Origin of the sequence: Acinetobacter sp. YH12096 (genome assembly GCF_013419215.1) — a bacterium.
Classification (GTDB): Bacteria; Pseudomonadota; Gammaproteobacteria; order Pseudomonadales; family Moraxellaceae; genus Acinetobacter; species Acinetobacter amyesii.
In genome coordinates this window covers 18,474-31,484 of the sequence record NZ_VPAM01000009.1, presented here as the reverse complement: position 1 = coordinate 31,484, position 13,011 = coordinate 18,474, and the positions used below count along the sequence as shown (strand labels likewise).

The 13,011-nt window shown below is 44.6% G+C and carries 11 protein-coding genes; all 11 read left to right on the top strand.

Translation table 11 applies throughout. From position 1 onward, the window contains the following. Positions 1-6: 6 nt before the first annotated feature. The 11 genes from FTU36_RS05630 (at position 7) to nuoM (ending at position 13,009) form a co-directional block, all read left to right on the top strand. Positions 7-684: an NADH-quinone oxidoreductase subunit B family protein gene (locus FTU36_RS05630; protein WP_078191105.1), complete on the top strand. Its 678-nt coding sequence runs from the start codon at positions 7-9 to the stop codon at positions 682-684. Positions 685-771: 87 nt separating this feature from the next. Beyond that, positions 772-2,559, top strand: coding sequence for an NADH-quinone oxidoreductase subunit C/D (nuoC, locus tag FTU36_RS05625; RefSeq protein WP_078191104.1), 1,788 nt, complete (start codon positions 772-774; stop codon positions 2,557-2,559). A 14-nt stretch (positions 2,560-2,573) separates the two neighbouring features. Next, positions 2,574-3,083 (top strand): NADH-quinone oxidoreductase subunit NuoE, encoded by a 510-nt coding sequence (nuoE, locus tag FTU36_RS05620; protein WP_078191103.1) that lies wholly within the window; start codon positions 2,574-2,576, stop codon positions 3,081-3,083. After that, the gene (gene nuoF, locus FTU36_RS05615; protein ID WP_168378564.1) at positions 3,080-4,411 is read left to right on the top strand and encodes an NADH-quinone oxidoreductase subunit NuoF; all 1,332 of its coding nucleotides are present in this window, start codon (positions 3,080-3,082) and stop codon (positions 4,409-4,411) included. The genes nuoE and nuoF overlap by 4 nt, the downstream gene beginning before the upstream one ends. Before the next feature lie 11 nt (positions 4,412-4,422). Continuing rightward, positions 4,423-7,101 carry an NADH-quinone oxidoreductase subunit NuoG gene (gene nuoG / locus FTU36_RS05610; protein WP_180117027.1) on the top strand — a complete coding sequence of 893 codons (2,679 nt, stop codon included), beginning with the start codon at positions 4,423-4,425 and terminating at the stop codon, positions 7,099-7,101. A 3-nt stretch (positions 7,102-7,104) separates the two neighbouring features. Continuing rightward, positions 7,105-8,121 (top strand): NADH-quinone oxidoreductase subunit NuoH, encoded by a 1,017-nt coding sequence (gene nuoH / locus FTU36_RS05605; RefSeq protein ID WP_078191100.1) that lies wholly within the window; start codon positions 7,105-7,107, stop codon positions 8,119-8,121. Between the two features lie 18 nt (positions 8,122-8,139). Next, on the top strand, positions 8,140-8,682 hold the full coding sequence (gene nuoI / locus FTU36_RS05600; RefSeq protein WP_078191099.1) for an NADH-quinone oxidoreductase subunit NuoI: 543 nt from the start codon (positions 8,140-8,142) through the stop codon (positions 8,680-8,682). After that, complete coding sequence (nuoJ, locus tag FTU36_RS05595; protein WP_171262661.1) at positions 8,682-9,200, top strand: NADH-quinone oxidoreductase subunit J; 519 nt, start codon at positions 8,682-8,684, stop codon at positions 9,198-9,200. The genes nuoI and nuoJ overlap by 1 nt, the downstream gene beginning before the upstream one ends. After that, the gene (gene nuoK / locus FTU36_RS05590; protein WP_067665227.1) at positions 9,200-9,508 is read left to right on the top strand and encodes an NADH-quinone oxidoreductase subunit NuoK; all 309 of its coding nucleotides are present in this window, start codon (positions 9,200-9,202) and stop codon (positions 9,506-9,508) included. The genes nuoJ and nuoK overlap by 1 nt, the downstream gene beginning before the upstream one ends. Next, the gene (gene nuoL, locus FTU36_RS05585; protein WP_180059312.1) at positions 9,505-11,394 is read left to right on the top strand and encodes an NADH-quinone oxidoreductase subunit L; all 1,890 of its coding nucleotides are present in this window, start codon (positions 9,505-9,507) and stop codon (positions 11,392-11,394) included. The genes nuoK and nuoL overlap by 4 nt, the downstream gene beginning before the upstream one ends. Before the next feature lies 1 nt (position 11,395). After that, the gene (gene nuoM / locus FTU36_RS05580; protein WP_078192291.1) at positions 11,396-13,009 is read left to right on the top strand and encodes an NADH-quinone oxidoreductase subunit M; all 1,614 of its coding nucleotides are present in this window, start codon (positions 11,396-11,398) and stop codon (positions 13,007-13,009) included. The last annotated feature ends 2 nt before the right edge of the window (positions 13,010-13,011 follow it).

Genomic DNA, 13,011 nt, shown 5'->3' with positions numbered 1-13,011 from the left:
GACGGGATGAAATATACATTAACCCGTGCGAATCCGGATGCTGATCAATATCCACTTCAAGAGCGTCAAATCGTTACCGATCCGCTTGAAGAAGAAGTGAATAAAAATGTGTTCATGACTCGTTTAGAGGATGTTGCACATACAGCAGTAAACTGGGGTCGTAAAAACTCAGTTTGGCCGTTTAACTTTGGTACATCTTGCTGCTACGTAGAGTATGCAACGACTTTAACAGGCGTGCATGACTTGTCACGTTTCGGTGCCGAGGTTATTCGTGCTTCACCACGTCAGGCTGACTTGATGATTGTTGCAGGTACATGCTTCATGAAAATGGCGCCAGTAATTCAACGTTTGTACGAGCAAATGCTTGAGCCTAAATGGGTAATCTCAATGGGCGCATGTGCAAACTCTGGTGGTATGTACGACATTTATTCAGTTGTACAAGGTGTGGATAAAATCATCCCAGTCGATGTGTATATCCCGGGTTGCCCACCACGTCCTGAAGCTTTAATTCAGGCATTGATGTTATTGCAAGACCAGATTCAACTTGAGCGCCGTCCTTTATCGGCCGTGATTGGTGATGATCTTAAGCCAGTGTATAAGCCAAAGATGATGCCAGAACGTGACCGTAAGAACGCACAGCGTATTGCAGTGAAAAACTTACGCTCAATGGATGAAATTAAATAATCACTGCGACGAAATATTGATACACCCGGACTGGGTGTAATTGTCGTTTTGATTGACTGAATTTGTATTAAATAGGAAGCCAAGCCAATGGCTGAAACTGACATTGCTATGCCAGAATCAACTCCAGTTGATTCCCGCCCTGCATTTGCAATTGTAGAAGAGCTCAAAACCAAATTTGGTGAGAACTTCTACGTGCAAACGACTTTTGAAGACTTTCCAACAGTCTGGGTTGAGCGCGCACGTGTACAAGAAGTTTTAATGTTCTTGCGTACGGTGTCACGTCCATACGTGATGCTTTTTGACTTGTCTGCGGTTGATGAGCGTTTACGTACACACCGCGATGGTCTGCCTGCATCTGACTTCACTGTGTTCTATCACTTGTTATCGTTAGAGCGTAACAGTGATATTCGTATCAAGGTTGCATTAGCTGAGAATGATGTAAACATTCCAACGGCAACCAATATTTGGCCGAATGCCAACTGGTACGAACGTGAAGCTTACGACATGTTTGGTATCAACTTCGAAGGGCATCCAATGCTCCGTCGTATCTTGTTGCCAACATATTGGGAAGGTCACCCGTTACGTAAAGAATATTCTGCACGTGCGACCGAATACACGCCTTATCGCCAAAACCAAGCGAAACAGGATTACGAACAAGAACATCTTCGTTTCGTACCTGAAGATTGGGGTATGAAGCGTGGGAACGATGATGAAGACTTCATGTTCCTAAACTTGGGTCCTAACCATCCATCTGCGCACGGTGCCTTCCGTGTGATCTTGCAGTTGGACGGTGAAGAAGTGAAAGACTGTGTTCCTGACATCGGCTATCACCACCGTGGTGTGGAAAAAATGGCTGAGCGTCAAACATGGCACTCATTCATTCCGTATACAGACCGTGTTGACTACTTAGGTGGTTGTGCGCAAAACATGCCTTACGTTCTTGGCGTAGAGCAAATGGCAGGGATTACCGTTCCTGACCGTGCACAATGTATCCGTGTCATGATGTCTGAATTGTTCCGTATCAATAACCACTTGTTGTTCATTGGTACTGCGATTCAGGATGCCGGCGGTATGACCCCTGTATTCTATATGTTCGCTGACCGTCAAAAAATCTATGACGCGATCGAAGCGATCACGGGTTACCGTATGCACCCAGCATGGTTCCGTATCGGTGGTACAGCGCACGACTTGCCAAACAACTGGCAGCACCTCATTCGCGAAATCCTAGATTGGATGCCGAAGCGTATGAACGAGTACTACACTGCGGCACTGAAAAACTCAGTGTTTATCGGTCGTACCCGTAATGTTGCTCAGTATGATGCAAAATCAGCATTGGCTTGGGGTGTAACAGGTACAGGCCTACGTGCTACAGGTATCGACTTCGACGTTCGTAAATATCGTCCGTATAGCGGCTACGAAAACTACGACTTCGATGTGCCTTTAGAGTACGAAGGCGATGCTTATGCACGTGTTCTTGTTCACTTCCGTGAAATTGAAGAATCACTGAAAATCATCAAACAATGTTTAGACAACATGCCTTCTGGTGCATACAAAGCAGACCATCCATTGGCTGTTCCACCACCAAAAGATAAAACTTTACAAGACATCGAAACATTGATTACGCACTTCTTGAGCGTGTCATGGGGTCCTGTAATGCCAGCAGGCGAAAGCTCTGTAATGGCGGAAGTGGTAAAAGGTGCGTCGAACTACTACTTGACTTCAGATAAGTCAACGATGAGTTACCGTACACGTATCCGTACACCAACCTTCACGCACTTACAGCAAATGCCTTCTGTGATTAACGGCAGCTTAATGTCTGACTTAATCATTTATTTAGCGACAATTGACGTCGTAATGGCTGACGTGGATCGCTAAGGGGTAATCGCATTATGATGATTTTGACTGACAAAAAACCACGTGTGAACGTTGAAGGGATTTTAACTGCGGAAGAAATCCACGATATCGAACATCACATTGGTCACTATCCGTACCCACGCGCAGCATGTCTTGATGCGTTGAAGTGTGTACAACGCCGTAATGGCTGGGTAGATGATGCACAGATGAATGCTATTGCTCAATTGCTTAGCATGAGCCTTGCAGACTTAGAAGGTGTTGCTACTTTCTATAACCGTATTTACCGTCAACCAGTTGGTCGCCACGTAATTTTATTATGTGACTCGATTGCTTGTTTCTTGATGGGTGCGGAAACACTTGCTGAAGCATTCCAGCGTGAATTAGGCATTTCATTTGGTCAAACGACTGCAGATGGTCGCTTTACTTTATTGCCAATTTGCTGCCTAGGTAACTGTGACAAAGGTCCGACGTTAATGATTGACGAAGACACTCACGGTTTAGTTGAAGTGACTTCAATTAAACAGTTATTGGAGAAGTATGTATGAATACTGAACCAAAACCAATTTATGGCGACGGTAACCCAGAAACTCACCCATTAACTTGGCGTTTGAGCAAACAGGAACACGTTCGCAGTGCAGATGATTACGAAGCACTTGAAGGTTATGCCGGCTTTAAGAAAGCTGTTGGCATGCAACCGAAAGAAGTGCTTGAAGTGATCAAAGCTGCGACTGTAAAAGGTCGTGGTGGTGCGGGCTTCCCAGCAGGGATCAAATGGTCGCTTATGGCACCAAATGATAACTCAGGTCCTCGTTACCTCATCTGTAATGCCGATGAAATGGAACCAGGTACCTTTAAAGACCGTCTGTTGATGGAAAAACTTCCTCATCAGTTGATTGAAGGTATGTTGATTGCTGCTTATACATTAGAAGCAACACAAGGTTATATCTTCATCCGTGGTGAATATATCGAAGCGGCTCAATACTTAAATGAAGCATTGGACCAAATTCGTGCCAAAGGTTACTTAGGCGAAAACATCCTAGGTACTGGTTGGAACTTTGAGTTACACGTGCATACCGGTGCGGGTCGTTATATCTGTGGTGAAGAAACTGCATTGATTAACTCGCTTGAAGGTCGCCGTGCGAACCCACGTACTAAACCGCCATTCCCACAAGTTGCAGGTGCTTGGGGTCGTCCTACGATTGTTAACAACGTAGAGACTTACAACAACTTACCCGCAATTATGCTTCGTGGCCCTGAATGGTATATCGGTTTATCTGAAGGTAAGTCGAAAGATCCAGGTACTAAAATCTACGGTGCATCAGGTAAGGTAACTTTCCCAGGTCTTTGGGAACTTCCATTTGGTACAACTGCGCGTGAAGTGATTGAAGATCATGCCGGTGGTATGCGTGATGGTTTAAAACTCAAAGCATGGTTACCGGGTGGTGCATCAACTGACTTCCTGGCTGCCGAGCATATCGATCTTCCGATGGATGCGGAAAGCATCATGAAAGCAGGTTCACGTTTAGGTACCTGTCTATTGATGGTGGTTGATGAAACTCAATGTATGGTTTCAGCGACTCGTAACCTCGAAGAATTCTTTGCGCGTGAATCATGTGGCTGGTGTACACCTTGCCGTGATGGCTTACCTTGGGCGGTGAAAGCGCTTAAAGCCTTGGAAGATGGCACAGGTAAGAAAGAAGATATCGATCACTTACAAGAACTTACTCGTAAGCTTTGGATTGGTAAAACTTTCTGTGCGCATGCTCCAGGTGCGATGGAACCGTTAATGGGCGCACTCAAACATTTCCGTGGCGAGTTTGAAGCTAAAGTCGTAAATGCGGCAGCTCAAACTAGCAACGTAGAACAAGCTTAAGGAATTCGACTATGGCTACAATTCATGTCGATGGAAAATCGTATGAAGTCAACGGCTCAGAGAACTTGCTACAAGCATGTCTTAGCCTTGGCATCGACATCCCATACTTTTGTTGGCATCCATCCTTAGGTTCTGTCGGTTCTTGCCGTCAATGTGCTGTGACTCAATACGCGAATCCTGAAGATACTCGCGGTCGTTTAGTTATGTCATGTATGACGCCTGCATCTGACAATACCTACATCTCGATTGAAGATGACGAAGCAAAAAATTTCCGTGCTTCTGTTGTTGAATTCTTGATGACCAACCACCCACACGACTGCCCAGTCTGTGAAGAGGGTGGTCATTGTCATTTACAAGATATGACTGTAATGACTCAGCATGACCGTCGTCGTTACCGCTTCACAAAACGTACGCATTACAACCAAGAGCTAGGCTCTTTCATTTCTCATGAAATGAACCGTTGTATTGCGTGCTACCGTTGTGTGCGTTACTACAAAGATTATGCAGGTGGTACAGACTTTGGTGTGTATGCAAACGCTTCGCGTGTTTACTTTGGTCGTCCAGAATCAGGTACTTTAGAATCTGAATTCTCTGGTAACTTGACTGAAGTGTGCCCAACAGGTGTATTCACAGATAAAACTCACTCTGAACGCTATAACCGTAAATGGGACATGCAGTATGCGCCAAGCGTATGCCAAGGCTGTTCTTCAGGTTGTAACATCTCTCCAGGTGAACGTTATGGCGAACTACGTCGTGTAGAAAACCGCTTTAACGGTGACGTGAACCAATACTTCCTTTGCGATAAAGGTCGTTTCGGTACAGGTTATGTGAACCGTGAAGATCGTCCACGTCAACCACAATTCCGTTCTGGTGCAAATGTAACTACAGTTTCTGTAGACCAAGCATTGGATACCGTAATTGAAAATATCCAAGGCAAAAAAGTATTGGGTATCGGTTCACCACGTGCGTCACTTGAATCAAACTTCGCGCTTCGCGAACTTGTAGGTCAAGACAACTTCTCAACAGGTATGTCTCAAAAAGAGCAAAAACTTGTTGAACTTGCAGCTTCTATTATGCAAACCGAAGGTGTTTATAACCCTGGTATGCGTGAAATCGAAAGCTACGATGCTGTGTTGATTTTGGGTGAAGATCTGACTCAAACTGCGCCTCGTATGGCTCTATCTGTTCGCCAAGCTGCGAAAAATAAAGCTAAAGAAATGGCTGCAGAGCGCCGTACGCAAGAGTGGTTGGCTGAACCTGTACAACGTATTGCTCAAGATGCCAAATCTCCGATTTACATCCTTGCTGCAACTCAAACACGTTTAGCTGATGTTGCAACAGGTGAAGTTGTTGCATCACCTAACGACATTGCACGTTTAGGTTTTGCGGTCGCTGCTGCTGTCAAAGGTGAAGTGATCTTAGGTTTGGATGACGATGCAAAAGCATTTGCACAAACCATTGCTGACACTTTAAAAGCTGCGAAAAAACCATTAATCATCTCTGGTACAAGCTTGCAAGACGCATCAATCATGGAAGCTGCTGCACAAGTTGCACAGAACCTTGGTAATGCGGGCTTAACATTGACTGTTCCTGAAGTGAACTCAATGGGCTTAGCGATCTTTGGTGGTCAAAGCCTAGAACAAGCATTTGCACAAGATTACGATACCGTGATCGTGGTGGAAAATGACCTTTATCGTCGTTTACCAGCCGCTCAGGTGAATGCTGCACTTTCTGGTAAAGAAGTGATTGTACTTGATCATTCTGAAACTGAAACTGTGAAGAAAGCCAACATCGTACTTTCTGCTGCTTCATTTGCTGAAGGTGACGGTACTGTTGTCTCTCAAGAAGGCCGTGCACAACGTTTCTACCAAGTGTATGACCCAAGCTACTATAAACCTGAACTTGCGATCAAAGAATCTTGGCGCTGGTTACATGCCATTGAAACTGGCGTGAAAGGCAAAGCCATTTCTTGGACACTTCTTGATGATGTTATCGAGTCAGTGGCGAAAAACGTTCCTGCACTTGAAGCGATTCAAGATGTCGCACCAGATGCTGGCTTCCGTGTACATGGTCTGAAAGTGGCACGTGAACCACGTCGTTACTCAGGTCGTACTGCGATGCGCGCACCACTTTCTATTCATGAACCAAAACAACCAGTCGATAAAGACTCTGCGTTGACGTTCTCTATGGAAGGTTATGTAGGTAACCAAACTCCAGCTTCACTTGTACCATTTGCTTGGTCTGCAGGTTGGAACTCTCCACAAGCTTGGAACAAATTCCAAGACAACGTGGGTGGTCACTTAAAAGGTGGTGATGCAGGCGTTCGTTTATTTGATCGTTTAGCGAAACGTCCAGCACGTACTTTCGTTGCACCTGCACCTGTTGCGGTTAATGGTGAAAGCTTCCGTCTTGTACCGATGCATCACATCTTCGCTTCTGGTGAATTTACAGTGAAAACACCTGCGATGGAATCACGTATTCCTGAAGCAATGTTTGCTGTGGGTGAGCAAGATGCAGCACGCTTAAATGTTCAAGATGGTCAACGTATCGCTGTGAAAGCAGGGGATGTTGAAATCGTCCTTCCAGTTCAAGTGATTGAATACTTACCTACAGGTTATATCGGTTACCCAGTGGGTCTAGCACCTACAGTATCGCTTGCAGAACCTGTTTCAGTCGCGGTAGGAGTGTAATTCATGGAACAAGAATTAATCCGTCAAACGCCGCTGTGGGCTGAAAACTGGCCAATCGCCTATTCAGTTCTTCAAGCAATTGTGATCTTACTGGTTGTGGTATTGATCGCTGCGTTGATGTCTTTTATTGAACGTCGTTTACTCGGCTTGTGGCAAGACCGTTACGGTCCGAACCGTGTAGGTCCGGGCGGTATGTTCCAGATTGTTGCCGACATGCTGAAAATCATGTTCAAAGAAGACTGGACACCAAAATTTGCTGACAAATTGACTTTCCGTATGGCTCCAGCAGTTGCGATGGCAACTGCGGTGCTATCGTTCATGGTTATTCCTGTTTCACCTTATCTAGGTGTTTCAGACATGAGCATCGGTCTATTGTTCTTTATGGCAATGGCTGGTATTGCGGTATACGCAGTATTGTTCGGTGGTTGGTCATCAAATAACAAATACGCATTACTTGGTGGTTTACGTTCTGCTGCTCAAACCATTTCTTATGAAGTGTTCTTGGGTATTTCACTGATGGGTGTGGTTGCGATTGCAGGCTCATTCAACATGCGTGAAATTGTTGAAGCTCAACGTGATGTTTGGTTTGTTATTCCTCAGTTCTTAGGTTTCTTGATCTTCGTGGTTGCGGGTGTCGCGGTAACTCACCGTCATCCATTTGACCAACCAGAAGCAGAACAAGAATTGGCGGAAGGTTACCATGTCGAATACGGCGGTATGAAATGGGGTATGTTCTTCGTTGCGGAATACGTCAACGTAGTACTGATCTCTGCATTAATCGTGACTTTATTCTTCGGTGGTTGGTTAGCGCCTTTCAACCTAGATATTCCATTCATTCCAGCTGCGTTCTGGTTCATTATTAAAACAGCATTCTTTGTAATGATGTTTGTCTTGGCTCGTGGTTCTTTAATGCGTCCACGTTATGACCAAGTTATGAACTTTGGTTGGAAAATTTGCTTGCCATTGGCGTTGGTTAACCTTCTGGTAACTGGTGCTGTGATTCTGATGAATCAGGCCTAAGACAGCAAGGAGAATAAAATGTTTAAATTTCTAGCTGGATTTGGGTCAATTGTACGTTCGTTGTGGATGGTATTCTCACACGCGACACGTAAACGTGACACCATTTTATATCCAGAGGTTAAAGCGGAAGACATCGTACCACCACGTTTCCGTGGTCGTATCGTGTTAACGCGTGACCCTGATGGCGAAGAGCGCTGTGTAGCATGTAACCTTTGTGCGGTTGCATGTCCAGTCGGCTGTATTTCACTACAAAAAGCTGAAAAAGAAGATGGTCGTTGGTATCCGGAATTTTTCCGTATCAACTTCTCACGTTGTATTTTCTGCGGTATGTGTGAAGAAGCATGTCCTACGACTGCGATTCAAATGACACCTGACTTTGAGTTAGGTGAGTATGTTCGTCAGGACTTAGTTTATGAGAAAGAAAACCTTCTTATCTCAGGTCCTGGTAAATACCCAGACTATAACTTCTACCGCGTAACAGGTATGGCTGTTGCTGGTAAAGATAAAGGTCAGGCTCAACGCGAAAGCACACCAGTTGATGTACGGAGTCTATTACCATGATGTGGCCATTTTATTTGATGGCGCTTGTGGCCATCGTCTCTACCGTTCGTGTTGTAACTAACACGAACCCAGTACATGCTTTATTAAGCTTGATTATCTCTTTACTTGCAGTTGCAGGTATCTTCATGATCGTGGGTGCGCCGTTTGCCGGTGCCCTCGAAATTATCGTTTACGCTGGCGCAATCATGGTGCTATTCGTATTCGTCGTGATGATGCTGAATCTTGGTCAAAATACAGTTGAACAAGAAAGCAAATGGCTGACTTCTTCAGCGTGGGCATATCCTGCGTTGATGAGCTTTCTAATGGGTCTAATCCTTGTTTGGATGTTGAAGTCAGACTACACAACTGCTGGCACTGTCATGGGTGCTCAAGTTGTCGGTCCGAAAGAAGTGGGTACTTCACTCTTTACTCAGTACTTATTGCTGGTTGAAGTTGCTGCGATGTTATTGCTTGGCGCACTTGTCGCTGCATTCCATCTTGGCAAACGTGAGCCAGGTGCAGAAGAGGACAAAGAATAATGGGCAACATCCCTTTAGAACATGGTTTGATCGTTGCAACCATTCTTTTTGCACTGGGTTTTTACGGTGTGATGGTTCGACGCAACCTACTATTTATTTTAATGAGCCTTGAAATCATGATGAACGCAGCTGCTTTAGCGTTCGTTTTGGCAGGAAGTGCATGGGCACAGCCAGATGGTCAAGTGATGTTTATCTTGATCTTAACGCTTGCTGCAGCAGAGGCTTGTATCGGTCTTGCGATCGTCCTTCAGTTCTATCATCGCTTCCATCATCTGGATGTGGATGCTGCTAGTGAGATGCGCGGATGAGTTATTTATATTTAACAGTACTTTTCCCGCTAATTGGTTTTATCCTGTTGGCGGCAGGTCGTAAAAATCTTCCTGAATCAGTTGCTGCAATTATTGGTGCAGGTTCAGTGGGTCTTTCAGCTTTATTTGCATTAATTGCCGGTATCGACTTTGTTAATAATGGTTCAGTTGCAACAACTCAGCATCTTTGGACTTGGTTCAGTGCAGGTAACTTAGCACCGGGCTTCACGCTTCATTTAGATGGCTTATCATTATTGATGATGGGCATGATCACAGGTGTGGGTTTCTTAATTCACATCTTTGCAACGTGGTACATGCGTGGCGAAGAAGACTTTGCACGTTTCTTCTCATACTTCAACCTATTCGTGGCAAGCATGCTGCTTTTAGTGTTGGGTGACAACTTAGCGTTGTTATTCCTCGGTTGGGAAGGTGTAGGTCTATGTTCATACCTATTGATTGGTTACTACTACCAAACACCTGCAAACGGTTTTGCTGCAATTAAAGCATTCACTGTGACACGTGTGGGTGACGTATTCCTACTAATCGCATTGTTCTTGATTTACCAACAATTCGGCACTTTAAACATTGCAGAAGTTGTAGCTGCTGCGCCAACAGTTTTGGCTCAGAGTTCTTCGATTGCAATTTGGACTGCATTGATGTTGTTCTTGGGGGCTGCAGGTAAATCTGCTCAGATCCCATTACAAACATGGTTGGCAGATGCGATGGCTGGTCCTACACCAGTATCTGCATTGATCCACGCAGCAACAATGGTAACAGCGGGTGTTTACCTATGTAGCCGTATGTTCAGCGTGTTTGAACAAGCGCCAGAAGTGATGATGTTCATCTCAATCACGGGTGCAGTGACATTGTTGGTAGCAGGCTTTGCTGCATTGGTACAAACAGACATCAAACGTATTCTTGCTTACTCAACTATGAGTCAGTTGGGTTATATGTTTATGGCTGTAGGTGCTGAAGCTTACCAAGCTGGTCTATTCCACATGCTGACTCACGCATTCTTCAAGGCATTATTATTCTTGTCTTCTGGTGCAGTGATTTTGGCTTACCATCATGAACAAAACATCTTCAAGATGGGTGGTCTATTCCACAAAAACAAATTCTTGTTTGCTTGTTTCGCGATTGGTGGCGGTGCATTGGCTGCGATTCCATTCATCACGATCGGCTTCTTCTCGAAAGATGCGATTCTTGGTGCGGTATGGGTGAAAGGTCAAGCAATAGCAGTTTATGACTGCTTGTACTGGACTGGTGTAGCAGGTGCGTTCTTAACTTCAATTTATACATTCCGTCTTATTTGGGTTGTATTCTTTGGTAAAGAAAACACGCCTTACCATGAAATCAAAGGTGTTACTTACTGGGGGCCATTGGCGATTCTTGCAGTGCTTTCAACTGGTTTAGCTTATGTATTAAAAGCACCAGTAACGAATATTTTAAATGCTGCACAAATCCCAGCGTTTAATATTCCAGAAGCGCTAGAACATGGTATGCATAGCGCTGAATACACAGCTGTTGGTATTGCACTTGCAGGTCTTGTAGTCGGTGTTGTTTTATTTGCATTTGCTTATGGTGCAGTGAAATCGTTCGCGAAAACTTCACTGGGCGCGGGTCTTGCAAATATCTGTCGTAATGCACTTGGTTTCGATGCTTTGTATAACATTGTTTTCGTTAAGCCTTATTTGCTACTGGCTAAAATCTTTGGTCGTGATCCAATTGACGGCTTATGGCTTGTATTGCCTGCACTTGTTAAAGGCGGTAATAGCTTTACAAGTTCACGTCAAACAGGTTCATTGCGTGAATACGCATCTAGTATGGCATTCGGTACGTTTGCATTACTATTGATCCTGGTCGTGATTCAGGTCGTGGGGAAATAAAATGGAAACTCCAAACAATTTAATTCTACCCGCTCTGATCCTTATTCCGTTCATTGCAGGTTTTGTATGCTGGCTTGTCGATAAACTCGACAAGCACTTACCACGCTATATTGCCTTAATTGGTATGCTATTAACGTTGGTGTTAACCGTCGTTTTATGGCAAAGCGGTACTTATAACTACGAGTTGGGTACACAAGCTCCACAGTGGGCCGCTCAATTTAACCTACCGTGGATTACCACTTTAGGGATTAACATTCACCTTGCGGTGGATGGTCTTTCACTGCTTATGGTAGGTTTAACTGCATTACTGGGTGTACTTGCGGTCGGCTGTTCATGGGGTGAGATTCAAAAGAACGTTGGTTTCTTCCACTTAAACCTACTGTGGTCTTTAGGTGGTGTGATCGGTGTATTCTTAGCGATTGACATGTTCCTATTCTTCTTCTTCTGGGAGATGATGCTGGTACCAATCTACTTCTTGATCGCACTTTGGGGTCATAAAGGGGCAGAAGGTAAGTCACGCGTTTACGCTGCAACTAAATTCTTTATCTATACTCAGGTTGCGGGTCTGATCATGTTGATCGGTATCTTGGGTCTAGTGGTTGTTGGCTTCCAACTTCACGGTCAAATCAGCTTTAACTATGACTTCTTGATGAGTGTTGCACACACTGTTGAGGCGAAAGCTCCAGCACTTGCCTATGCATTCATGATCTGTATGTTCATTGGTTTTGCGGTAAAACTTCCAGTTTTCCCATTACACGGCTGGTTACCAGATGCACATGCGCAAGCACCTACAGCGGGTTCTGTCGACCTTGCAGGTATCTTGATTAAAACTGCGGCTTATGGTCTTTTACGTTTCGTAATACCATTCTTCCCAGTAGCATCTGCTCAGTTTGCTGACATCGCGATCATTCTTGGTCTAATCGGTATTTTCTACGGTGCATGGTGTGCATTCCAACAAACAGACATGAAACGTCTGCTTGCGTACACATCTATTTCGCACATGGGCTTCGTACTTCTTGCCTTGTATGCAGGTAACATCCTGACATTCCAAGGCTTGATGATTATGATGCTGGCTCACGGTCTATCTTCTGCTGCATTGTTCATTATGTGTGGTCAGGTTTACGAACGTCTGCATACACGTGACATGCGTTTGATGGGCGGTATTCGTGGTCAGTTCCAATACCTTTCATTCTTCTTAATGTTCTTTGTTGCGGCACTTGTAGGTATTCCGGGTCTAGGTAACTTCATCGGTGAATTCCTGATCTTGATGGGTTCTTATGACAAGTTCCCTGTGTATACAATCCTTGCTGCAGTAAGCTTAGTATTTGCCGGTCTTTACGGTTTAATCCTGATCCACAAAGCGTTGTTTGGTACACCAAACGAAGAACAAAAACAGCATTACGCAAATCCGTTGAAAGACTTAAATGCGCGTGAAGTTGTGATTCTTTTAATCTGTGCTCTTGGTCTAGTATGGCTTGGTCTATTCCCACAAAGCTTCCTTGATATTTCAAATTCAAGCATGGCGTGGATTGCAAATAGCTATATCCCAGTTCAAGAAGTCGTTGATGTTGTGCAGCAGATTGCTGTACAACCTGAAAATGTGGAGATGCAATAAGC